Genomic DNA, 22,352 nt, shown 5'->3' with positions numbered 1-22,352 from the left:
GCAAAGCGTACAGCAACAACCAAACAATGATCTCCCTCAAGGAAATTACAATTTTAAAAGCTGTAAAGAAGCCAAAGCAGCTGGATTCTCAAATATCACAAGAGATCACCCTGCTTATTCCTCTAAGTTAGATAGAGATGGTGACGGATTAGCTTGTGATAAATAAAAAAGGAACCTGCATAGGTTCCTTTTTTTATACTTATAAATACCTTCTTCACCACTTACCCATATCTTATATTTTGTGTAACTGACCCTTTCGCTAGAGCTCTTGATATTCATAGCTTCATAACACTTTCCCTTTTGGGTTACACAACACATAAAAAATGGGTAATTATAAAAAGTAAAAAATAAAAAGGACGTTTCTATATTTTAAATCGAGTCATAGCCTTATCCATTGCATCTTGGTTCACACCTATGTATCTTAATGTAACTCTTTCGGATGAATGATTGAATATCTCCATTAACAAGGCTATATTCTTTGTTTGCATGTACATATGATATCCAAATGTCTTACGTAATGTATGTGTACCTATCTCATCTAATCCAAACTCTGCTGCTGTACTTCTAAGTATCTTATATGCCATGCTGCGTCCAATCGGTTTATTCTTTCCTTCGCGACTCTTAATTAAATACTCATTGTCATCTCTTTCTTCAATGTACCAACGTAGTTCTCTTTTTAATGATGGAGTTAATTGAATACGTTTCTGTTTCCCTGTCTTCTTTTCTCTCATTGAGATGTGGCTTCCTTTTAAATCACTAACTCTTAGTTTTAAAATATCACTGATCCGCAAACCTGTATTAATCCCCATTACAAACAAAATATAATTGCGCTCATTGTTTTCCCTCAGATATTCTTTAATCTGTTGTATTTGCTCTGGATCACGTATTGGCTGAACAAAATTCATCGGTCATCCCCTCCGTAATGCTCTTCTGCCTCATATACTTCTAATCTAAGAGCAAATGCTAGTTTATAAAAAGCATTAGATTTATTGCGTCTGTATGTACGTTCACTCATTCCAACCTCGTTATAAATCATGTAATCAAAGACTTCTTCATCTTCTAAATATCGCTTTACAATGATGTCTCTTTGATTCTTGCTAAAGCGACTTAATGCCTTATCAATTTGAAAGGATAAGCGTTGTAATTTCACTTCTCTTTCACTCATTGCAACATTTGCTAAAGCAACATCTTCAGCTGGCTTGCCTAGCATGTTTGTAGGACCGTGATATCTTATCTCGCAAGAAGCTGTGACCTTCATCTCATTTCTAATCATTCCAAACTGTCTATAAATACGAACGTTTTCAAGAACCTCTTCTAAACGTACTTGTGTTGCTTTACGATCAATTTTTGGTAAGAATGTTAATTGCGTCATATATAAACACTCCTTATCTGTTTTATTAATGAAAATAAAAAAACGGACACCAAACCATAGAGCACTATCACTAATACCCTTTATGGTTTGATGTCCGCTGGTTCTTCCAGTAGGACTAAATATTTAATTTTTATTTATTATACCATTTTTACACAATTTATCTATTTTTCTATTCAAAGGATTATTTTGTTAAGTTTTCAAACAACCTTCATTTCAAAATTTTCAGATCCAGATGAACCTCTAGACGCATACACCATATACTAATTTAAATACTTCCTAGGAAAGCAGGTGAAACCTATGCCATCTGTTGTTGGAAATCTGGTTGTACAAAATAGTAACGGTTCTTTCAACTTAGGTGATTTTTATAACGTTTCTCCAAAGGAAAATACGAAGGCTTATAATGGTTCAGGATCATCCAATGTCGGTTTTGTTGTCAATGCCTTTAGCGGTGTTAGCGCAACAAACACATTCGATTCTGATGTTGCAGACCAAAACCAAGTTGGAACAGTCTAGAATTGTTCATTTTCCTCTTCCTCCCCTGAATAAAACTCAATATTCCGGCAATACTGTAGATAGGCTGGTAAACAGCCGGAAATCTCTTATGTGTAACCGTACTAATCGAGATCTCCATTCCCCACTGAGCAGTTAGCTTTTGCTAGTTGTTCTTTTGTTTTCACCATTTAAGCAGGTTTTGAATATATTAAATTCTACCTCTCTTTATAACGTGAGCTGGCCACTTATGCTATTTTTACAAAGGGCACTAATTGATAGTGCTCTTTTTACTTTTTTCTACAAAATGAAATTTTTATTAAGCTTCCTTCATTCCGCATAATATTTCCAAACCAGTTTATACTAAAACTGTAACTTTACGTTACAGTTCATGAAACATTACTTGTAGGGCCTAGTTTCTTTTGTACAACAAGTAGTTAGCTAATTGAGCTAGCTGCTTTGTTTTTTAACCATTTTTGTAGGAATACAATTTATATGCATAATTTCTGAAGTGAGATCTATACTATATTTAGGTCTAAGGTCTTAACATCTAAAACCCTTATTTCAGCCTTAGACCTAATCAAGCGCTCCTCTCTCTTCCTTGGGGCTAAGCAGTTAGCTTTTGCTAGCTGCTTTTGTAATTTATCTGAATAAAATCCCAAAACTTCCACATAATATCTACAAGTTGTTCAATTCCTGAATAGCGACCTTTTTCTTTTTTTAACAAGTTGCAATGGAGCAGTTAGCTTTTGCTAGCTGTTCTTTTGTTTTTTATTATCACCTTTTAGTTTGTTGCTCATATATTAGTCTTGAATGGCGATTCATTAGGCATAGAACTACCTCTCAAGGAGCGCTAGATAAAGGCGCTCTTTTCTGCATGTGTACTCTCAATTCAAATAGCGTTTTGGTTCAAAATGATGCCCCATTCATTTGGACACATTTACCAGTATTTTTACCAAAAAATTCATGATATGGTTAATTAGTCGAGTACGTCATTACTTGACGATTACCCTTAGAAGCCCCGCAGACAAACGGGGTTTCTCTTATTTAAATAGCTTTTTGGTTAAAAAGCCTTTCACACTTAAACTAGACAAGCATATGTTATTGTATGGAGAATCTCCACTCATAAGATTCTTACCTTTCTAAGAGCACGCTTATATGTGTGCTCTTTCTTACTTACTATGAAATAAAGATTTTGTTGTAAAACTGCACAGACCTACACAGCATACATACACTATCATGTGGTATTCTTTTTCAATTTTCGTTTGACTTGAGGAGCGCCTTGGAAAGCGCTCTTTAGTTTTCAAATAAAAATTCTGGTCAAATGATTCACTTACTTAGAAAAAGTCACATATATTATCATGTACTCTTTTACAATAAGAGTCTTGGTCTTAAGAGCACTTGTAAAAGTGCTCTTTTAATTTATTTAGATGTGTCACCTTTTACATACAGCAAACATAAAATAAACTGACAAGACATAGTTGCTTTATAATCGTGTACATTTTTTGTACACGATTTCTTTTTACTAAATAAGGATTTTTTTAGCTTTTATTCATTTTTTTGTTTGCTTTGAATACATTACTATTAAACCAAGGAATACACAGGTTTCTCTGGACCAGTTTCCTTGTATTCCTTGAATTCCTTGTACGCAGAACCTGTTATAACTAACAGGTTCTTTAATTTTTAACATCATACAATAACTATTTTGTTGAATTTCTCAATTCACAAAGTACTAACTTTATAAAATGAATTCATATACATTTATTGAATACATATTAAGTTCATATAAAACTAAATAATTTAGGAGCTGATCAGTATGACAAGTAAACCACTAGTAATAACGCTTCCTCCTATATCAAAAACCAAAATTACTTTTTATTCTTCTGGTGAAGTAATTAACCACACTTTTTTTACAAACGAAACTTCAGAACCTATAGCAACGTTTGCATATTGTCCTATAGAATTCGAAAGATTTGAAACTAAAAGAATGCCAGTCATTATAAAATAATTTTTCATAGATGTTTTCCTAAATCCCCTAGATTTCAGGGGATTATTTTATATAAAATAACGCTTTTATTCAATTTCTTCGACAGCATCCACATCTGTCCAGTGAATCCAATGCCCTCCTATCTCAGACGGTTCAAAAACATTCATGTATAAATTCTCTTCGGTTTTCACATCCACAAAACACTTATATTCAAAAAAACCATTGTCTGGATCAAAGATTGTTATTTCGTATTTCTTGTCTACTTCAAATAGATTCATAACCAGTTCTGATACTTTCATCTCTCATTCCCCTTTGTTCATGATTTTGTAACAGATGTATACAAGTTTGTGTGTTACACTAAATTCATTCGAAGATGTCATTCGTTATTAATTCGGCAATTCTTAATACCCCATCCCCTGCCCTAGCTCCCCTGCTAGGGCTTTTGTTGTTAAAATAACTATTTTGTTCAAATATTAGATAGATGTTAATATTCTTAATAAAGGAGGTCTATTGATGAAAAACTCATGGAAAAAGATTTCTTCAGTTATTTTCATAGTAATTTTCCTTTTAATAATTTTATATTTTGGTGGTATGTCTCTTTTTTGGAATAAGCCATAAATTAAGTACAGCAGTTAGCTTTTGCTAGCTGTTCTTTTTCTTTACAATAACGCTTTTATGTGAAATTCGTACACATTTTTGACACATCGAACATCACAATTACTTGAAAATTCGTGATAATATTAATTTGTCGAATACGCCAAATTTCGACACAGTACGACAATAGCCTCTCCCCTCCGAAATCCTTGCCCCCGCAGGGATTTCTCCTTATATTCATTAATTGTTCACTGAGTCTTCATCCTGAACAAAATTCAAGGTTTATTATTACCCCAATTTCCAACTTGTTTAAAAAAATAAAAGCTAGGCTAAATCAACTCTGATTCTCGTTTTTCAATACGAATTACTTTTTTATTCTTGTATATCAAGGACTGCTCACCATGACCACTTATCGGCGGCTCTATTTGACGAACTTGTCCATCTTTCACGATATAAACCATATTTTCAGCTAAAGAAATTTCCGCTCTCATTTCTGCAATATCTTCTTTAATAATCGCCACATTCACCACTCCCATGATATAATTACTTTGTCGAAAGTAGTCGGGAGTATTCTCGGCTTTTTTATTTGCTTATAAATACTGCACAACATTCTCCGGAACAAACGATTGTTCCAAGGATAGATGAAGCCGTATTGGAATCGGCTCTTTGCTATCCCTTGCTCGCTTACATATCTCTTCAGCTTCTTCCCAATCAAACTGTTTATCCTCCACTCGCTTATAACGCCAAATCCCAATTGTGTAATCCTCAAATAATTCGTAACGATCATCTGGCGCTGTCGTTGGTTTTAATTCGTCAATCGCCTTTGCTTGGCGTGGTATTTGTACAACAACGTCAGCAAAACGTAGTTTAGAATTTAACCGATGAACATGAGCCTTCTTAGGATCAAATGACACAACTCGTTCAACATCAAAAATTGTTAGCTGCTTTATCATCGCTTGTTCCCTCCAATACCTGCAAGCTTGCAATTAAGATTCCTTCAAGCTGCGTTAATGTTAGTTGATCTAATGTTTGCCCATTAATTTCCGATAGTCCTAATCCCAATAATTTACGAATGATTGCTAGTTTTCTGCGCTCTACTTCCTGACGTAACAACATGATTAGGCCTCCTGTTGGTGACTGAACTTCCGCTCTAAATTTACAAACTTACTAAACTCTTTAATGAATGCTAGTTCAACAACACCAACTGGACCGTTTCTCTGTTTCGCTAAAATGATTTCTGTTATGTTTTTATTTTCTGTTTCACGGTCGTAATAATCTTCACGATATAAGAATGCAATCAAGTCCGCATCTTGCTCAATTCGACCATTTTCACGTAAGTCTGAGAGTAACGGCCTTTTATCTTGTCTACTTTCAACAGCACGGCTTAACTGTGATAATGCAACCACACATACATTTAGCTCTCTTGCCATAAGTTTTAGCTTACGACTAATCTCACCAATCTCTTGCATACGATTTCCTTTGTGCTTTGGGTCACCTACAATAAGCTGCAAGTAATCAATTGCGACTAACACCTTTTTGTCTGGGTATTTGCGCTTTAGTTTCCTAGTCTTTGCGTAAATCTCTTGCATCGTTACATTAGCTTTATCGTATATTTCTAGTGGTAAATCATTTATCAAGCCCATAGCCTGACTAATCTTTTCCCAATCCTTTAAATTACATAGCTTTTTAGGGTTTTTTAATTTCGTAGCATCTATATTTCCAGTACTTGAGATCATACGCTTAAGTAACTGTTCTTCTCCCATCTCTAGCGAAAAGACTCCTGTTGCTGTATGAGCACTCGCTGCATGGAAAGCAATGTTTAATACAAATGCTGTTTTCCCCATCGAAGGACGGGCACCGACAATAATTAAATCGCCTTCTTGTAGTCCTACTGTCATTCTGTTTAAGTCGTCATAACCAGTTGGTATACCGGTTAGATCTCCTACATCAATTTGCATGTTCTTATACAGATCAACTAGGGTTTCCTTTAGATTAAATTCATCTGAATAACCTGTTTCTTCAATAGCGCTTAGTTCATCAATCGATGTACTAATAGCATTTATATCTCTTTCATGCTGAAGACGATTATATAAGTTGCCAGCAACCTCTTGAGCATGTCGCATCTTCCAAGCTTCAATCACTAAACCTTCATGATACGAGAAGTTTTTAGTTGTTGTTACAACTTCTGTCAGGTTTACAAAGAATTCAATTCCACCAATTTGATTCATAAAGCTTTCATCGAATTTTCCCATGAGAGCGACAAGATCTATTGGAACCTCAGCATCTTCTAACTCTCTCATCGCTTTAAAAATCGCTTGATGTGTTGGATTAGAGAACTGCTTTGGCTTTAGTTGGCAATCTTTAATTAAATCACCTTCTTGAATAATACTACCTAAAACACTTTGTTCAGCTTCTGCGTTACGAATCATATCGTTACTCATTGAACCATCCATTCTGTTGATTAAGTTTTGCAAGTTCTTCATCCGTTGGAATGTTTTGTTCCCATGATTGTTGCTGCTGTATTACGTTTTTAGTAGATTCCGATAAGCCTTTTTGTTGATAAGGTATTTGTGTCGGCTGTTGCACTTTTGTTAATCGTTGAGCGCGAAATGCTTTATCAGCCACCTCCACATCTGCTATCGTTTTAAAACCTTTAAGATGCCAATCTCGTAAAATCGTATTTACGTAAGACATGTTTCTCGTATTTTTCTCTAAAGCAATCTCCATAGCTTTTACAACTAGCTCTGCATTTAAATCATCTATCCAAGCGTGAATACCATCTGCGATAAAAGGTGTAATGAATCCGAAATTCTGCTCGTAAAAAGAAATTGGATTAACCTCAACGACTTCTTCAGCGCCTGCGCGTTTTTCTTGTTGTTGTTCTTCTTCTTTTTCTTCTTCTTTTTCTTCTTCCTTGCTAGGGTCTTGGAAGCCCCTTATAAGCCCCTCCAAACGTGCCGATAAATACTCCTTAATTCTTGGAATCTTAAATTCTTGTTGTACTTCTAATTCCAAGCAAGTTTCATAGAAATCAACTAAAAAATCCTGGTCCTTCACAGATTGAATTTCTTTTAATACACACTTTTCAATGTTCACATTTTTAATCGGATTGAATTTTAACCAGTTGATTAAGAACAACTCTTTTGTTTTTTTGTTGTAATTAATTTTCCCGTACTCTGCAAAGCGTTCTAATAGCTTCATAACAGTTTCGCGGTTGTACCCTGTATCAGTTTCAATGATACGAAGTGGAAGCTCATAGATTCCTGATTGAGATGTTTTACTGTTTGTCATCAAATATAAGTAGAAATACTTTTCCTCCGGTGTAAGATCTAAAACAAATGAATCCTGCCAAAATGAAACATGTACTGGTCTATAAACTGCCATATTATTCATCCTCCCGTTTACATATCGCAAATCCGTCCTCTACACGTAATAAGCGATAATTCTTGTATCCTATTTTGAGATATTGGTTTACTAAGTAAATTAGGTGTTGCTCTGAGGTTGCTTGCTGAAATACCTTAGGGTTCAGCAACACTCTATGTAATGATTTGTCTAAAAGCATGCAACACACTCCGTTGTTATACGAATGCTAATTTGATATAATTAATTCAAATATTTTTTCCAAAGCTATTTATCTATCACTCTGCCAAGTGGTAGATTTTTTATTTTCTACGTGTTACTAAAGAGGCATTAACTCCTCTTGCTCTTAAATCTTAAATCTTTAATCACTACACGATAACTCATCGATGCCTCATGTTCTTCTTTTGTATCACGAAGCATTTTAAATTCTTTCATACATCGTTCCAGTTCTTCTTCCCAATGATTTGATTCTTCGGCTGATTTTGCATAAAACATGTTATGAATACATGCAACCATACAGTTATGAAGTTTATTCGCAAATGAAAAGTCTCCTGGGAGAACTAGATCATGAAGACGATCGTATTTATGTGTCATGAATTACATCTCCTTTCTATTTGAGTTGATGCTGTACGCATCGTTACAACCAGAAAGGTGCATTGTAGGGGATGGAGGAACAATCCCTTTCTGGTTGTAACGACAAGCACAGTAGCTTGTCCAAATAATGAATAAAATGTTATAATTATTTTGTAAAATATATTGCCAGCTACTGTTCTCAGGCGGTAGCTTTTTCTTTTGCCCATTTATGTTTTAACGTGAATGATGCTTCAATAATTTTGATTCGAATCCCCACTAACTTCTTCTCTTGCTTTAACTCAACTGTCTTTGAATCCTCACCAAGTATTTGCGCTATTTTAATTTCACCAGTTAGTTTTGCATCATAGCGAATTAATTCCTTGTATTCTCTTAAACTAGGTTTCTGATAATCTACTGTCATTTTTCTTCCTCCTCTACAGCACCTTTGTTAAAGTCATTAAGCTATCCACCGATTGAATAATAACGTTCTCCGCCATAGCCTTTCGCAACCAACTTCCTTGTATTTGTTCCATAATGCCAAAATGAACTTGTTCCAAAGCTTGTACTACACATTGAGTAGCTTGGATTGTATCGAAGATTTCTTTTGCATGAACTGCGTATTCATGTCTCTTTTTTTCATCAAGCTTCCATGACCTTGTTGCAACTTGTAAGTTCATGATTTCCTTCGCTGCTTTAATCCCCTCTTCAGCCTGTTTAATGTAGTTCATCAATTGTAAATTCACATCTTGAGTTAAACGTGGATCTGTTGGCGGTAAACCAACACCATAAATATGTTTAATCGCTTGTTGATTCAACTTTGCTCCTGTTGCATGACACCAATCCATCGCAAGCTCAAATTCTGGTTTAGAAAGTCCAGATTCAATACGAGTTAAGCGTTCATGTGTAATGCCAAGGTACTTAGATAGTCCTTTCTTCGTTTTCAGCTGAACATTATCACAACATTCTCTAGCATTCTGTAATAATTCCCCTATTGCTGAATTGCAGTATATGCTTGTTCCCATATCTGTTCGCCTCCATATTTAGTTTTCAAATGGTTACAATGAATTTAGTACATATGTAACTTGTCTATTTTTCATGTAAAAAGAGAGGAACTATTCCTCAATGTTTTCTTTCACTTGCATTTCTTTGATAATGGCCCAACCAGCCTTGTAATATGCTTGAAGGAGTTTATCAATATCCTTTTGTGATTTTGGCTCAGGAGCCACAACATGGACTTTCGTTTTTCCAAATTCATAAGTCGCTGCATATTCTTCTTGTTGGCTCATGGTGTCACCTCTTGAAGAGCTTTTTATATGTTTATGCGACTGATTTGTTGGTACTGCCATGTTAGTTGCTGTCATTTTTTCACCTACTTCCCAATTTAAAAAAAGTATAATATTCTTGTACTTGTATACATCAAATTAAATCTTTTACATCACACCTAAGAATGGCAGCCAATCTTATAGCTTTTTCAAGATTTGGATTACTATAACCATTTTCCCAATTACTTATTGTAGATTTTGTAACTTGCATTTTACCTGCAAGTTCTTGTTGCGTTAACTCACTTTTTTTTCTAGCTCTAATTAACTTAATATTTTTGTTCACTTTCTCGCCCCTTGTATAAGTAACTTGTACTTTAATTATAAGTATAAGATTCTTGTACGTCAACACATTTGTACAATTTTCTTGTACAAAGTTTAATATTTCATTTGCATAAGGTACAATATCTTTGTACTTTTTATTAACGGGAGGTGCTAAAAATGTTGAAACAAAGATTAAAAGAAACACGTAAAATACGTCAACTTACTCAACAAGAATTAGCCAATAAAGTAAATACCACTAAAGGCACCATAAGTAACTATGAGAACGGACATAGCACTCCCTCAAACGAAATGCTAAAAGATTTAGCTAATGTTTTAGGAGTAACAACAGATTATTTATTAGGAAGAGAAGATGAATCAAGAGTATCCAATACACTTCCTGACTTAACAAAAAAAGATAGTCGTGATATTGCTCGTGACTTAGAGAAAACTCTTGAACAATTAGAAAACAGTGATGAAGCGTTAATGTTTGACGGAGAACCAATAGACGACCATACAAAAGAAATGATTCGTATTTCTCTGGAGAACTCAATGCGCATGGCAAAACAATTAGCAAAACAAAAATTCACTCCAAACAAGTACAAAAAAGATTGAACGGAGCGAGAAATGGAAATTAAAGAATACGCACTCAAAATCGCAGAAAAGCATGAAACAACAAATCCATTTGAAATTGCAAGACGAAAAAATATTATAGTGTTGTTTGAAGACCTTGGGAATACTCTTGGTTTTTACAACACATATAAACGCATTAAATTTATTCATATTAATAATCAAATTGATGAAACCGCTCAACGTTTTGTGTGTGCCCATGAATTAGGGCATGCTATACTTCACCCTAAAGCAAACACCCCCTTCTTACGTAATCAAACATTCTTTTCAGTGGATCGTTTAGAAATTGAAGCAAATACATTTGCTGTGGAGTTATTACTTACCGATGAAATGATTTCTGCTTATCAAGATACTCATTTATCTATTCAAGAAGTTGCAGAGATTTATGGGGTTCCGGGTGGATTCGCCCGTTTAAAAATGTATACAGATTCTTGTAAGAAAAATTAAATGAAACAAAGATATACAATGAGCCGTCCATATGGACAGCTCATTTACATAATTATCGTTACCGGAAGTCGATTTATAAAAAATGTTCCAAGCATTTTCAATTTCTTTTTAAAAGATATCTTTCACGGGGACCGTAATCTTGCTCAGCTTGAAAATATGCGAGTTTGTCTGGGACACATGAAATGATAGAAGACAAACCATAGAAGGCTATTTTTTCTACCGCAATGTGTAAAGGTAAGTGCTTACCGTCTACATCTTCGTTTAAGGACATAACATAACAGCTATCCTGGGCACCATAATTTTTTAATAGTTGTAGGAGTTCGTCGGTGTTAGCTATACGTTGTGTGATGCTTACGATGTATTTTTCATTCAAGACAACGTTGTAGTTATGATTTAAACGCCATAAGGCATCTCTTCTTTTTTTAGGAGAAAATAATTCAAATAGAACCCTGTCACGTAATCTCTTAGAAAAAAATTTTTTGACAAATGTTTCTTCATATTCTTTGTCCATATATAGCCCTCCGAGTAAATGATTTCTTTAAGTTTGTATTCCATACTAATCAGAGGTAACCTTCTCTATATATCATATTCATGTGAGGTTAACATAACGTATCATTATTGGTAGTATCCAAAAAATCTCACTTCTTATCTTTTTTCAAATAAGAAGTGAGATTTTTCATTACAAGAAAGCCTAAAAATTTCGTTCTGGGGGTGTAATAAAACCTTAGCTTGATAGCGATGTGGCGGTACCCCTAATATAAAAAGAACATATGTTCTCACAAAAAAAGAATACTTCTATATTCATTATTAGAGTTTATAATAACTATTAAAGGGAGGAAATTCCATGAAAACCGCAATCTACCTAAGAAAATCCCGTGCCGATCTCGAAGCCGAAGCACGCGGCGAAGGTGAAACTTTAGCAAAGCACCGTTCTACCCTGTTGAAAATTGCCAAGGAAATGAACTTAAATATTTTAGCTGTCCGTGAGGAAATTGTTTCTGGTGAGAGCTTAGTGAAACGCCCTGAAATGTTGGCGCTACTTGAAGAAATTGAAGATAACAAATATGATGCTGTTCTTTGCATGGATATGGACCGTTTAGGTCGTGGTGGTATGAAAGAGCAAGGAATCATTTTAGAGACGTTTAAACGCTCGAATACGAAGATTATGACACCAAGGAAGACTTATGACCTTAATGATGAGTGGGATGAAGAATACAGCGAATTTGAAGCATTTATGGCACGTAAGGAGTTAAAGATTATTACACGCCGTATGCAACGAGGTCGTATTGCTAGTGTAGAGGCTGGGAATTACCTTGGTACACATGCGCCCTTTGGATATGATATCCATCGTTTAAATAAGCGAGAGCGTACTTTAACGATTAATTCAGAAGAAGCTTCTGTTGTAAGAATGATATTTGATTGGTATGCAAATGAGGATATGGGCGCTAACGCAATCAGAAGCAAGTTAAATGATCTTGGCTACAAAAGTAAGTTAGGAAACGAATGGAACCCCTACAGTATCTTAGATATATTAAAAAACAATGTATACATCGGAAAAGTAACTTGGCAAAAACGAAAAGAAGTGAAACGTCCTGACGCTGTAAAGCGTAGTTGTGCAAGGCAAGATAAATCAGATTGGATTATTGCTGATGGAAAACATGAGCCTATCATATCCGAAAGTTTATTTGAACAAGTGCAAGATAAATTAAATTCAAGGTATCACGTTCCTTACAATACAAACGGAATTAAAAATCCACTGGCTGGTATTATTAAATGCGGTAAATGTGGTTACAGCATGGTCCAACGTTATCCGAAAAATAGAAAAGAAGCTATGGATTGTAAACACCGTGGCTGCGAAAACAAATCAAGCTATACTGAGTTAATTGAAAAGCGTTTACTCGAGGCTTTAAAAGAATGGTATATCGATTATAAAGCTGACTTTGAAAAAAATAAGCAAGATGACAAATTGAAAGAAACGCAAGTTATTCAAATGAATGAAGTTGCATTACGTAAGCTTGAAAAAGAATTAGTGGATGTCCAAAAACAAAAAAATAATTTACACGATTTATTAGAGCGTGGCGTTTACACTGTCGATATGTTTTTAGAACGTTCGAATGTAATTTCCAATCGTATTAATGAAATTACTTCAACGATGGAAAACTTAAAGAAAGAAATTAAAACAGAAATAAAAAAGGAAAAAGTAAAGAAAGATACAATACCTCAAGTGGAGCATGTTCTTGATCTGTACTTTAAAACAGATGATCCAAAAAAGAAAAACAGCCTACTAAAGTCGGTTTTAGAAAAGGCCGTTTATAAGAAAGAAACGTGGCAAAGACTTGATGATTTCGAACTTGTGCTTTACCCTAAGCTCCCTCAAGATGGCGACATATAAGCGTTCGCGCTTTGTCGTCACCTTGTTGGTGTAATTAGATTTACCCCATTAAGTCCTAAAGCATCATTCGTCGAAACAGCTAACACAACAGGCTTTCCATTTCTAAGCGTTGCTTTTGCTGCCATTAATACTGGAGAGTCTGTCATTGCATTTGCAAATTTACTCATAGAATTTCCTGTTAGCGGTGCAATTACCATGCAATCTAGCGGGATTTTGGGTCCGAGTGGTTCTGCTCCGACAATTGAATTAATTGCTTTAAACCCTGTTATTTCTTCGATCTTTTTAATCCATTCTTCCCCTTCGCCAAATCTAGTATTTGTTGATTGGACAGTATAAGAAACAACGGGACGTACTTCTGCACCTTCTGCAATTAACTTCTCTAAATGTGGCATAACTTCTTCATACGTACAATGTGAACCTGTAAATCCGAAACCAATTCGTTTCCCCTTCAAACTCATTTCTCATCCTCCTCCTTTGCGATTGCATCTGCTATTAATAACTGAGAAAGAACATTCGCTAATATTTGTCCTGCTGTTTTTGGTGCAACAATCCCAGGAAGACCAGGTGCTAATAGTGCCTTCACTCCACGCTTCTCCGCATAGCGAAAGTCCGTGCCACCTGGCTTAGAAGCTAAATCAATAACTAACGTATGAGCTGGCATTTTTGAAATAACATTCGCTGTCACAACGAGATGCGGAATTGTGTTAATCACAATATCGATATTGCCTACTTCTTTCTCTATGTCTTGCATATGAAAAGGAGAAAACATCATTTCTGTAATACGAGCAATATGTTCCGAACGTCTCGCTCCAACTTTGACATGTGCTCCTAATGATTGAAAGGCTCTTGCAACACTCATACCAGTTCTACCAAATCCTAAAACCATTACATTCGATCCATGAATTGTGTAATCAGTATGTTGAATAACCATCATTAGTGTACCTTCTACGGTCGGAATAGAGTTATAGATTGCAACATCATCACGATCAAATAATTTTACAAGTTTGCGATTTGTAGTAGATACGAGATTTTCCAAGTAAGGTGTACCAATACCTGAATATATAGTAAAGTTTTCTGGCGTCTTTTCAATTTGTTCTTTCGTTATGGAAACTTTTTCATTTGAAAAAATAGTATCTACTTCTCCTTTGGCATTCGTCCCTGCAACCGGCAAAATAATCGCATCTAAAGAAGTGAAATTTAAATCTTGTATACTTTCCTTTGCTGCCCCTGTGAAGCCATGATCTAACTGTTCAAACCCTATTAATGAAAGTTTCGCGTCCAGTTCGACTAGCTTGCGAATTACTTCTAGCTGCCGCGCATCTCCTCCTATGACAGCAATATGCATCTCAGTCAACATCCCCTAATTCACCTTCTTTTTCTTTCATTTATAAGAAAAATGCCTACTTTTTCTTTTTCCTCCACATCATATGTATTGTACGAGTTTGAGGTGATTGAAAAACAAAAAGCACACGTGATTTATCTTCTTTATATAAAGATAAAAAAAGACAACCAAAATGGTCATCTTTCACTACGATCTTGAATGGTTCGTAAGATCACACAGTATCATATCATTTCCCACCTTCTTAATTTTGCTCCATTCTACTCTCACTTCTTGCTGTTCTCTTTTAAAACCTCCCCATTTCCCAGCAGGTATAACAAGCGCTTGTATTTGTCCATCTCTCTCATCAATTTCTAAATCTGCATGACCTAAAACTCCCATTTTTTCTGCTCTTTCTAAATCCACAATCTCTTTACCACTTAATTCACTTAAACGCATTAAATCTCCCCCTATCCTATTTTTCATGAAGGTTATCCTATAATAAGTACCTATTCTGCATATACAAAAAAAATAACCGTATCTCATATAAAAGAGATACGGTTATTTCCGAAAGCGAATGAATTACAAAATCGATTAAAGTTTCATTCCTTTTGGCAGTTTTCCATCTGGACTAATAAGTGCCGCAGAGAATTCATCGGTAAACATATTGCGAATTAACTCGTCTACATTTTGCTTTGTTACAGTGTTTACACTTTCAATAATCTCATCAAGAGAACGATGTTTACGAAGAAGCAATTCGTTTTTACCATTACGGCTCATACGACTATTCGTACTTTCTAAACTTAACATTAAGTTCCCTTTTAATTGTTCTTTACTGTTAACAAGCTCTTTTTCTGTAATACCTGTATTTTTCAACGTATTTAACGTTTCTTGCATTGTTTCATACAGTGTATCTAATTGTTTACTACCTGTTCCACCGTAAAGTGTTAACATTCCTGTATCTTCATAAGAAGAGTGATAAGAGAATACTGAGTACGCCAATCCACGTTGCTCACGTACTTCTTGGAATAAACGGCTACTCATACTACCGCCTAAAACATTATTTAATACAATTAAGTTATAAATATCTTCGTGTCCCATTTGCAAGCCTTTATATCCTAAACATAAATGCGCTTGTTCTGTTTCCTTCTTACGTGCTACTTTATTGAAATGGAAAATTGGGCTATGTACTTGTTCACGATTTGTTGTTCCTTCGTAACTACCGAAATATTGCTCTACAGTTTGTAAAAATGCTTCATCAATATTCCCTGCAATTGATACAACAACATTTTCAGGTGTGTAATGATCTTTCATATATTGGCGTAACGTATCACCTGTAAATGTTTCAAGCGTTTCTTCTGTTCCTAAAATAGGATATCCAAGCGGATGCGTTTCATATGTTGCTTTCGTTAACATATCATGTACAATATCATCTGGCGCATCTTCGTACATTTTTATTTCTTCACATACAACATTCTTCTCTTTTTTCAGTTCTTCCTCATCAAATGTTGAATTAAAGAACATATCTGCTAAAACATCTAACGCGTATTTAGCATGCTCATCTAGCACTTTCGCATAGTAACATGTATATTCTTTTGAAGTAAAAGCATTTACTTGTCCACCAATGCTATCAAATGATTCTGCAATCTCTCTTGCACTTCGCGTTTCTGTCCCTTTAAAGAACATATGTTCCAAAAAGTGTGAAACCCCATTATTTTTTTCATTTTCATTTCTTGAACCTGCGTGGATCCATATACCAATCGCAACCGAGCGTACAGTTGGTATATTCTCCATAACAATTCTTACACCATTTTTACACGTATATTTTTTAATCAAAAACTTTCCTCCTAATGCCAGTTTCTCTAAATAATTGCTATTATTTAATGATAACAAGTTTAGAGTTGAATGTCATGCAAATGTATTTAATCCACACGTTTTTCATCTAGTAATTCTGTAATATTCCCCACTTTATATCCTTGTTCCTTTAAATTTTTAATCATAGTATCTAGCGCTTCTGTTGTAGATGAAGTAGGATGCATTAGCACAATAGCACCTGGATGTATTTTTCGCATTACTCTCTGCAATAGCACACCCGGTTCTGGCCGCTTCCAATCAATTGTATCTACAGTCCACATAATCGTCCCCATTTGGAAATCATCTGCTATTTTTACTACCTCATCTCGAAAGCTTCCGCTTGGTGGAGCAAACCATCTCACTTTCTGATTCGTAGCCGCTTCTATCATTCGATTCGTTTTTTGTAATTGCTCTCGTATTTCATCTGAAGATAGCGTTTTCATATTGGGGTGTGTGTAAGAATGATTTCCTACTTCTTGATTTGCATCGACAATCATTTTGGCAAATCGTAAGTTTTCTTTCACCCAGCGTCCTTCTAAAAAGAAAGTCGCCTTCACATCATGTTTTTTCAATATCTCTAATATACGTGGCAAATACTCATTACCCCAGGCCACATTAATTGTTAATCCCACCATTTTTTTATTTGGATGTCCTCGATAAATGGGAGCTGGTGGTAAATCTTCTAAGTGAATACTCGGCGATACTTCCTTAAATTCAAGTTGTTTTTGATCAAACTTCTTGATTTTCTTCATATTATTATAGGACGCTTCTATATCCACTTGTTTTCCATTATACCCAGGCATCGCCTTCCAAATCTTATCAATCATCGCATTTTGCGGCATAATCTCGTACTGTTTTGCATGTTTTTGAATCTCTTCATGCAAATTATCCTGCGCAAAAACGGAATAAGAGCCAAAACCCACATATAAAGAAAATATAAATATGTACGCTAATATACGAGCTTTCATATAAAACCCTCCCATTAACTATAAAAAAGAAACCATTTTCTTCTTATCTTTGTTAATTTGAGCGTTATGATGAAAACTATACCTATACTCACATAAAAATCTAAATGAATCACATTTTTTACATAACAAAAAAAGCCAGCTAAACTGGCTTTCACTTATTGTTGTTCTTGTGCGTTTTCTTCTTTAGCGTTTTCTTCTTTAGCTGCTTCTTTTTCTTGCTCTTCTTTTAGCAATACTTTTCTAGATAAGTTTACACGACCTTGTTTGTCAATCTCGATAACTTTAACTGAAATCTCATCATCGATTTTCACAACATCTTCTACCTTACCTACACGCTCAAGTGCAAGTTCAGAGATGTGAACAAGTCCATCTTTACCGCTAAATAATTCAACGAACGCACCGAATTTTTCAACACGTTTAACTTTTCCTAAGTAGATTTCGCCTACTTGTACTTCGCGAACGATATCTTCGATAATTTTCTTCGCTTTTTCATTCATCTCTTGATTAATTGATGAAATGAATACTGTACCATCTTGCTCGATGTCAATTTTAACGCCAGTTTCTTCAATGATTTTATTAATTTGTTTACCACTTGGTCCAATAACATCACGAATTTTATCTGGGTTAATTGTCATTGTAATAATCTTTGGAGCATACGCAGATAACTCAATGCGAGGTTCAGCGATAACAGATAACATGTGATCTAGAATGTGCATACGACCAACTTTCGCTTGTTGTAATGCTTCTTCTAAAATCTCACGAGATAAACCATCGATTTTAATGTCCATTTGTAGTGCAGTTACACCTTTTGCAGTACCTGCTACTTTAAAGTCCATATCACCTAAATGGTCTTCCATTCCTTGAATATCTGTTAATATTGTGTAATGCTCACCAGATTTCACTAGACCCATTGCAATACCAGCAACTGGTGCTTTAAGTGGTACACCCGCATCCATCATCGCTAATGTACTACCGCAAATACTCGCTTGTGAAGTAGAACCATTTGATTCTAATACTTCAGATACAAGACGAACTGTATATGGGAAATCCTTTTCAGATGGAATTACAGGTTCAAGAGCACGTTCTCCTAGTGCACCGTGACCAATTTCACGACGACCTGGTCCACGCATTGGTCTTGTTTCACCAACACTAAATGAAGGGAAATTATAATGGTGCATAAAGCGTTTTGACTCTTCTACACCTAGACCATCTAAAATTTGCACATCGCCTAATGCACCTAATGTACAAATACTTAATGCTTGCGTTTGTCCACGTGTGAATAGACCAGAACCATGTGTACGAGATAAAAGGCCAACCTCTGATGCTAAAGGACGAATTTCATCACCTTTACGACCATCTGGGCGGATTTTTTCAACTGTAATAAGACGACGTACTTCTTCTTTTACAATTTTATATAAAATCTCACTTACTTGTCCTAATGTATCAGCATCAGCTTCCTCAGCTTCGTAATGCTCAATTACACGCTTTTTCACTACGCTAATTGCATCTTCACGTGCATGTTTTTCGTGCACTTGAATTGCAGAATGCATATCTGTCTCAGCCATTTCACGTACAGCTTGGTTCAAAACAGCATCCACTTCATAAAGTTTCACTGCTGTTTTCTCTTTACCGACAGCTTGTACAATCTCTTCTTGGAATGCAATTAGACGTTTAATTTCATCGTGTCCAAACATAATTGCTTCTAACATTGTTTCTTCAGGTACTTGATCCGCTCCTGCTTCAACCATGTTAATTGCATCTTTCGTACCAGCTACAACAAGGTGCATATCACTTTGTTCTTGCTGTTCAACTGTTGGATTAATAACGAACTCGCCATTAATACGACCAACTGTCGCACCTGCGATTGGACCTTCAAATGGAATATCTGAAATAGATAATGCTAATGAAGAACCAAGCATAGCTGCCATCTCAGAAGAACAGTCTTGATCAACACTCATTACGATGCTGACAACTTGTACTTCATTACGGAAACCATCTGCGAAAAGTGGACGGATTGGACGGTCAATTAAACGACTTGCTAAAATTGCTTTTTCACTTGGACGGCCTTCGCGCTTAATAAAACCGCCTGGGATTTTTCCAACTGCATATAAACGCTCTTCATAGTTTACTGTAAGCGGGAAGAAATCTACATTTTTTGGCTCTTTTGATGCAGTTGCTGTAGATAGAACTGCTGTGTCGCCATATCTTACTAATACTGCTCCGTTTGCTTGTTTTGCAAGCTGACTTGTTTCAATTGTTAGCTGACGACCAGCTAAATCTATCGAGAAGACTTGCTTTTCCTGACTCATTTAAGTACCCCTCTCAATTTAAAATATTCAATTCTTCTATGTAAATGGATAGTATATCACAATATTCTTTCCTCTAGTATTGCCGAAAATTAAGTAAGCTATAAAGAGTAGAAGATATATTTTTACCTAACAAAAAAGCGGGAATATTCCCGCTTCTTTGACTATCGACGTAAGCCAAGCTTTGTGATTAATTCACGGTAACGCGTGATATCGCTATTACGAAGGTAAGTAAGTAAGTTACGACGTTTACCAACCATCTTTAATAGACCACGACGTGAATGATGATCCTTCTTGTGAGTACGTAAGTGCTCGTTTAGAGTGTTAATTTGCTCCGTTAGGACAGCAATTTGAACCTCTGGAGAACCAGTATCAGTCTCATGAGTTCTAAATTGTGCAATGATTTCATTTTTACGCTCTTGTGTTAAAGCCATCCTATTTCACCTCCTAATAATTAAACCCCCAGTTACCTAGCAAGCATCGGTGAGTCGCAATGCCAAGTAATGGTTGTCATAAAGTACATAACATAGAATACTACTTTTCATTTGAAAAAGCAAGTATATTCTTTACGCTCGCAAAATATTCTTGGGCAATCTTTTTATCTTGAGCGATTTGCGCAACTAACTCATCAATTCCATTAAACTTTTTTTCTTCTCTTATACGCATGTGCCACTCCACTGTAACACTTTGATCGTATATGTCTTTATTAAATTCAAATAGATGCACTTCAATAGATAATTGACGCTCATTCTCTTTGAAAGTTGGTTTATATCCGATATTACATACACCATCATGCCATTCATCATGAACCTTCAACCTTACCGCATATACACCTACAGGTGGCAACAGATATTCATCACTTAAACCTACATTTGCAGTTGGAAAACCAATTTGACGTCCACGCTTATCACCGTGTACAACTGTTCCTTCTACCGTGTAAGCTCTCCCTAAAATAGATGGAATTTGTTCCATTTCACCGTTTCGAATTAACTTTCGTAATGAAGTAGAACTTACTTTTTCTTCTTGATATTCAACTTTTTCGATCACGGTCTGTGTAAACTCCCCTCTTGCATGAAATGGTAAAGTCTCCATCTTCCCTTTTCCTAAACGTCCATATGAATAATCAAAGCCTGCTACTACATGCTTTACATTTAAACCAATAATATACTCATCGACAAACTGTTGTGGCAATAATCCAGCAAATGGCTCATCGAATTTCACCACATATAAGATATCAATTCCTAAACTTGCGATGATTTCTTCTTTAAGGCGCATCGGTGTAATATACTCCACATGCGCTTCTTTTTTTCCTAATACAACAGATGGGTGTGGATGGAACGTCATGACAGCACTTTTACATCCTCTTTCATCCGCTATTTTTTTCGCTGTTCGAATCACACGTTGATGTCCTAAATGAATGCCATCAAAATATCCTAATGCCATTACAGTAGGTGGTAATTCTATTGTATTTTGTTCATGTGGATGAGTTAAATGAATAAGTTTCACGCTTGAATTCACCTTTTTCTGTAATAATCCTTCCAATAATTCATTATAGCTTTAGTTCTTGATTATTCACAAGTACTTTCATTGGCTTTAGCATGCCAGGGTGTTTTGGGTGATGCTCATAAATTGCTAAGCAACGATCATTTTTATCAAATACTGTAATAAATGGTGCTGTTGTTCCTAATTCATTCTTTAAGAACATACCGTTCTTTATTTTTTCAGCTTGCTTTTCATCTACAACCATTTTTGGAAACTTACTTAGCGCCTCATCAATTGAGATGAAAATAGACTCTACTGTTCCATTTTGCACGTTTTCTTCAATTTCTTCAAATGATATGCAATCTTCTAGTAAAAATTCACCAGATGCTGTTCTTACAAGGTGAGACATATGTGATGGAAATCCAAGTTTTTCACCAATCATTACTGCTAGCGTTCTTACATATGTTCCTTTACTACACGTTACACGGAAACGAAATGAAATGTTTTCCCCTTCAAAAACTTCACGTTCATCAAGTAATACAAATTCATGAATTGTAATTGTACGAACTGGACGTTCAACTTCTTGTCCTGCCCTTGCATATTCGTATAGTTTTTTCCCGTTAACTTTTACAGCAGAGAACATCGGTGGCATTTGTTCAATTGTCCCTGTTAGTTCCGCTAGTACCTCTTCTACTTCTTTACGTGTAATGACACGATTTACATCTTGTTTCTCCACAACTTCACCAGAAGCATCTTCTGTTGTTGTTGAAAACCCTAATGTCACTTCACCTTCGTATGTTTTTGTTTCACTTGTTAAAAATTGCGCAATTTTCGTTGCACGCCCTACGCAAATAGGTAATACTCCTGTTACATCTGGATCCAGTGTCCCTGTATGACCAATTCGTTTCTCACGCAATATCTTTCTTAATTTGAACACACAATCATGTGATGTCATTCCCTTTGGCTTATGTAATAATACTACACCTTCCATATATTCACC

The 22,352-nt window shown here is 35.5% G+C and carries 27 protein-coding genes and 2 pseudogenes; 6 read left to right on the top strand and 23 right to left on the bottom strand.

Features of this window, described 5'->3' with window-relative positions; genetic code table 11:
- Positions 1–166 (top strand): excalibur calcium-binding domain-containing protein (locus MR071_RS18560; protein WP_242237428.1); only part of this gene is annotated, 166 nt, incomplete at its 5' end.
- Between the two features lie 196 nt (positions 167–362).
- Here the strand turns inward: MR071_RS18560 and MR071_RS18555 are convergent.
- Positions 363–905, bottom strand: a complete 543-nt coding sequence (locus MR071_RS18555; protein WP_242237424.1) for a site-specific integrase — start codon at positions 903–905, stop codon at positions 363–365.
- Positions 902–1,372 (bottom strand): ArpU family phage packaging/lysis transcriptional regulator, encoded by a 471-nt coding sequence (locus MR071_RS18550; RefSeq protein ID WP_242237422.1) that lies wholly within the window; start codon positions 1,370–1,372, stop codon positions 902–904. The genes MR071_RS18555 and MR071_RS18550 overlap by 4 nt, the downstream gene beginning before the upstream one ends.
- Before the next feature lie 297 nt (positions 1,373–1,669).
- On the opposite strand from MR071_RS18550, the gene MR071_RS18545 reads away from it, so the two are divergent.
- Positions 1,670–1,885, top strand: coding sequence for a spore germination protein (locus tag MR071_RS18545; RefSeq protein WP_078181526.1), 216 nt, complete (start codon positions 1,670–1,672; stop codon positions 1,883–1,885).
- Between the two features lie 1,792 nt (positions 1,886–3,677).
- Positions 3,678–3,869, top strand: a complete 192-nt coding sequence (locus tag MR071_RS18540; RefSeq protein ID WP_242237420.1) for a hypothetical protein — start codon at positions 3,678–3,680, stop codon at positions 3,867–3,869.
- Between the two features lie 65 nt (positions 3,870–3,934).
- Here MR071_RS18540 and MR071_RS18535 read toward each other — a convergent pair whose 3' ends face one another.
- From MR071_RS18535 to MR071_RS18485, 11 genes and pseudogenes are all read right to left on the bottom strand, one after another.
- Positions 3,935–4,147, bottom strand: coding sequence for a hypothetical protein (locus tag MR071_RS18535; protein ID WP_137077379.1), 213 nt, complete (start codon positions 4,145–4,147; stop codon positions 3,935–3,937).
- Positions 4,148–4,771: 624 nt separating this feature from the next.
- Positions 4,772–4,963 carry a DUF3954 domain-containing protein gene (locus tag MR071_RS18530; protein ID WP_002192662.1) on the bottom strand — a complete coding sequence of 64 codons (192 nt, stop codon included), beginning with the start codon at positions 4,961–4,963 and terminating at the stop codon, positions 4,772–4,774.
- Positions 4,964–5,032: 69 nt separating this feature from the next.
- The gene (locus MR071_RS18525; RefSeq protein WP_242237418.1) at positions 5,033–5,395 is read right to left on the bottom strand and encodes a cell division protein SepF; all 363 of its coding nucleotides are present in this window, start codon (positions 5,393–5,395) and stop codon (positions 5,033–5,035) included.
- Positions 5,370–5,558: a hypothetical protein gene (locus tag MR071_RS18520; protein WP_002128777.1), complete on the bottom strand. Its 189-nt coding sequence runs from the start codon at positions 5,556–5,558 to the stop codon at positions 5,370–5,372. Before MR071_RS18520 ends, MR071_RS18525 begins: the two co-directional genes overlap by 26 nt.
- Positions 5,559–5,560: 2 nt before the next feature.
- A complete protein-coding gene (gene dnaB, locus MR071_RS18515; RefSeq protein ID WP_242237426.1) occupies positions 5,561–6,883 on the bottom strand; it encodes a replicative DNA helicase in 1,323 nt (440 codons plus the stop codon).
- Complete coding sequence (locus tag MR071_RS18510) at positions 6,876–7,826, bottom strand: DnaD domain-containing protein (RefSeq protein WP_242237416.1); 951 nt, start codon at positions 7,824–7,826, stop codon at positions 6,876–6,878. Before MR071_RS18510 ends, dnaB begins: the two co-directional genes overlap by 8 nt.
- 278 nt (positions 7,827–8,104) lie before the next feature.
- Positions 8,105–8,396, bottom strand: a pseudogene (locus MR071_RS18505) (hypothetical protein).
- Positions 8,397–8,574: 178 nt separating this feature from the next.
- Positions 8,575–8,796, bottom strand: a complete 222-nt coding sequence (locus tag MR071_RS18500; protein ID WP_242237414.1) for an RNA polymerase subunit sigma — start codon at positions 8,794–8,796, stop codon at positions 8,575–8,577.
- 13 nt (positions 8,797–8,809) lie between these two features.
- Positions 8,810–9,397 (bottom strand): sporulation sigma factor-processing peptidase, encoded by a 588-nt coding sequence (locus MR071_RS18495; RefSeq protein ID WP_242237412.1) that lies wholly within the window; start codon positions 9,395–9,397, stop codon positions 8,810–8,812.
- Between the two features lie 90 nt (positions 9,398–9,487).
- Positions 9,488–9,736, bottom strand: coding sequence for a hypothetical protein (locus MR071_RS18490; protein WP_242237411.1), 249 nt, complete (start codon positions 9,734–9,736; stop codon positions 9,488–9,490).
- Between the two features lie 55 nt (positions 9,737–9,791).
- Entirely contained in the window at positions 9,792–9,980 is a 189-nt protein-coding gene (locus tag MR071_RS18485) for a helix-turn-helix transcriptional regulator (protein ID WP_242237408.1), read from the bottom strand.
- A gap of 155 nt (positions 9,981–10,135) precedes the next feature.
- Here MR071_RS18485 and MR071_RS18480 point away from each other — a divergent pair, with 155 nt between their 5' ends.
- Together MR071_RS18480 and MR071_RS18475 are read left to right on the top strand one after the other, a co-directional pair.
- Positions 10,136–10,570, top strand: coding sequence for a helix-turn-helix domain-containing protein (locus tag MR071_RS18480; RefSeq protein WP_242237404.1), 435 nt, complete (start codon positions 10,136–10,138; stop codon positions 10,568–10,570).
- A 12-nt stretch (positions 10,571–10,582) separates the two neighbouring features.
- A complete protein-coding gene (locus tag MR071_RS18475; RefSeq protein WP_242237401.1) occupies positions 10,583–11,032 on the top strand; it encodes an ImmA/IrrE family metallo-endopeptidase in 450 nt (149 codons plus the stop codon).
- Positions 11,033–11,129: 97 nt separating this feature from the next.
- Here the strand turns inward: MR071_RS18475 and MR071_RS18470 are convergent, their stop codons facing one another.
- Positions 11,130–11,543, bottom strand: coding sequence for a hypothetical protein (locus tag MR071_RS18470; RefSeq protein ID WP_242237398.1), 414 nt, complete (start codon positions 11,541–11,543; stop codon positions 11,130–11,132).
- 333 nt (positions 11,544–11,876) lie between these two features.
- Here MR071_RS18470 and MR071_RS18465 point away from each other — a divergent pair, with 333 nt between their 5' ends.
- Positions 11,877–13,424 carry a recombinase family protein gene (locus MR071_RS18465; protein ID WP_242237395.1) on the top strand — a complete coding sequence of 516 codons (1,548 nt, stop codon included), beginning with the start codon at positions 11,877–11,879 and terminating at the stop codon, positions 13,422–13,424.
- Positions 13,425–13,456: 32 nt separating this feature from the next.
- Here the strand turns inward: MR071_RS18465 and dpaB are convergent.
- From dpaB to truB, 9 genes and pseudogenes are all read right to left on the bottom strand, one after another.
- Positions 13,457–13,882, bottom strand: a pseudogene (dpaB, locus tag MR071_RS18460) (dipicolinate synthase subunit B); the annotation flags it as partial.
- Positions 13,879–14,781 (bottom strand): dipicolinic acid synthetase subunit A, encoded by a 903-nt coding sequence (dpaA, locus tag MR071_RS18455; protein WP_002160749.1) that lies wholly within the window; start codon positions 14,779–14,781, stop codon positions 13,879–13,881. The pseudogene dpaB and the gene dpaA, both read right to left, overlap by 4 nt.
- Positions 14,782–14,952: 171 nt before the next feature.
- The gene (locus MR071_RS18450) at positions 14,953–15,201 is read right to left on the bottom strand and encodes a YlmC/YmxH family sporulation protein (RefSeq protein ID WP_105586456.1); all 249 of its coding nucleotides are present in this window, start codon (positions 15,199–15,201) and stop codon (positions 14,953–14,955) included.
- A 135-nt stretch (positions 15,202–15,336) separates the two neighbouring features.
- Positions 15,337–16,578 (bottom strand): M16 family metallopeptidase, encoded by a 1,242-nt coding sequence (locus MR071_RS18445; protein WP_002088150.1) that lies wholly within the window; start codon positions 16,576–16,578, stop codon positions 15,337–15,339.
- 86 nt (positions 16,579–16,664) lie between these two features.
- On the bottom strand, positions 16,665–17,564 hold the full coding sequence (locus tag MR071_RS18440) for a polysaccharide deacetylase family protein (protein WP_105586455.1): 900 nt from the start codon (positions 17,562–17,564) through the stop codon (positions 16,665–16,667).
- A gap of 155 nt (positions 17,565–17,719) precedes the next feature.
- Complete coding sequence (gene pnp / locus MR071_RS18435) at positions 17,720–19,873, bottom strand: polyribonucleotide nucleotidyltransferase (protein WP_105586454.1); 2,154 nt, start codon at positions 19,871–19,873, stop codon at positions 17,720–17,722.
- 161 nt (positions 19,874–20,034) lie between these two features.
- Positions 20,035–20,304, bottom strand: a complete 270-nt coding sequence (gene rpsO, locus MR071_RS18430; protein WP_001229392.1) for a 30S ribosomal protein S15 — start codon at positions 20,302–20,304, stop codon at positions 20,035–20,037.
- Between the two features lie 100 nt (positions 20,305–20,404).
- Positions 20,405–21,376 carry a bifunctional riboflavin kinase/FAD synthetase gene (gene ribF / locus MR071_RS18425; protein WP_105586453.1) on the bottom strand — a complete coding sequence of 324 codons (972 nt, stop codon included), beginning with the start codon at positions 21,374–21,376 and terminating at the stop codon, positions 20,405–20,407.
- A gap of 43 nt (positions 21,377–21,419) precedes the next feature.
- Positions 21,420–22,343 (bottom strand): tRNA pseudouridine(55) synthase TruB, encoded by a 924-nt coding sequence (gene truB, locus MR071_RS18420; RefSeq protein ID WP_105586452.1) that lies wholly within the window; start codon positions 22,341–22,343, stop codon positions 21,420–21,422.
- Between the last annotated feature and the right edge of the window lie 9 nt (positions 22,344–22,352).

This window comes from Bacillus cereus group sp. BfR-BA-01316, assembly GCF_022664195.1.
GTDB lineage: Bacteria > Bacillota > Bacilli > Bacillales > Bacillaceae_G > Bacillus_A.
Note: the sequence above shows the minus strand (reverse complement) of the source record. Positions and strands in the feature narration are given on the sequence as shown.

Bases quoted from the DNA above. Each gene is read 5' to 3' on its own strand.
- MR071_RS18555 (WP_242237424.1), bottom strand. From the start codon at position 905: ATGAATTTTGTTCAGCCAATACGTGATCCAGAGCAAATACAACAGATT.
- MR071_RS18550 (WP_242237422.1), bottom strand. From the start codon at position 1,372: ATGACGCAATTAACATTCTTACCAAAAATTGATCGTAAAGCAACACAA.
- MR071_RS18545 (WP_078181526.1), top strand. From the start codon at position 1,670: ATGCCATCTGTTGTTGGAAATCTGGTTGTACAAAATAGTAACGGTTCT.
- MR071_RS18540 (WP_242237420.1), top strand. From the start codon at position 3,678: ATGACAAGTAAACCACTAGTAATAACGCTTCCTCCTATATCAAAAACC.
- MR071_RS18535 (WP_137077379.1), bottom strand. From the start codon at position 4,147: ATGAAAGTATCAGAACTGGTTATGAATCTATTTGAAGTAGACAAGAAA.
- MR071_RS18525 (WP_242237418.1), bottom strand. From the start codon at position 5,395: ATGATAAAGCAGCTAACAATTTTTGATGTTGAACGAGTTGTGTCATTT.
- MR071_RS18520 (WP_002128777.1), bottom strand. From the start codon at position 5,558: ATGTTGTTACGTCAGGAAGTAGAGCGCAGAAAACTAGCAATCATTCGT.
- dnaB (WP_242237426.1), bottom strand. From the start codon at position 6,883: ATGAGTAACGATATGATTCGTAACGCAGAAGCTGAACAAAGTGTTTTA.
- MR071_RS18510 (WP_242237416.1), bottom strand. From the start codon at position 7,826: ATGGCAGTTTATAGACCAGTACATGTTTCATTTTGGCAGGATTCATTT.
- MR071_RS18500 (WP_242237414.1), bottom strand. From the start codon at position 8,796: ATGACAGTAGATTATCAGAAACCTAGTTTAAGAGAATACAAGGAATTA.
- MR071_RS18495 (WP_242237412.1), bottom strand. From the start codon at position 9,397: ATGGGAACAAGCATATACTGCAATTCAGCAATAGGGGAATTATTACAG.
- MR071_RS18490 (WP_242237411.1), bottom strand. From the start codon at position 9,736: ATGACAGCAACTAACATGGCAGTACCAACAAATCAGTCGCATAAACAT.
- MR071_RS18480 (WP_242237404.1), top strand. From the start codon at position 10,136: ATGTTGAAACAAAGATTAAAAGAAACACGTAAAATACGTCAACTTACT.
- MR071_RS18475 (WP_242237401.1), top strand. From the start codon at position 10,583: ATGGAAATTAAAGAATACGCACTCAAAATCGCAGAAAAGCATGAAACA.
- MR071_RS18470 (WP_242237398.1), bottom strand. From the start codon at position 11,543: ATGGACAAAGAATATGAAGAAACATTTGTCAAAAAATTTTTTTCTAAG.
- MR071_RS18465 (WP_242237395.1), top strand. From the start codon at position 11,877: ATGAAAACCGCAATCTACCTAAGAAAATCCCGTGCCGATCTCGAAGCC.
- dpaA (WP_002160749.1), bottom strand. From the start codon at position 14,781: ATGTTGACTGAGATGCATATTGCTGTCATAGGAGGAGATGCGCGGCAG.
- MR071_RS18450 (WP_105586456.1), bottom strand. From the start codon at position 15,201: ATGCGTTTAAGTGAATTAAGTGGTAAAGAGATTGTGGATTTAGAAAGA.
- MR071_RS18440 (WP_105586455.1), bottom strand. From the start codon at position 17,564: ATGAAAGCTCGTATATTAGCGTACATATTTATATTTTCTTTATATGTG.
- pnp (WP_105586454.1), bottom strand. From the start codon at position 19,873: ATGAGTCAGGAAAAGCAAGTCTTCTCGATAGATTTAGCTGGTCGTCAG.
- rpsO (WP_001229392.1), bottom strand. From the start codon at position 20,304: ATGGCTTTAACACAAGAGCGTAAAAATGAAATCATTGCACAATTTAGA.
- truB (WP_105586452.1), bottom strand. From the start codon at position 22,343: ATGGAAGGTGTAGTATTATTACATAAGCCAAAGGGAATGACATCACAT.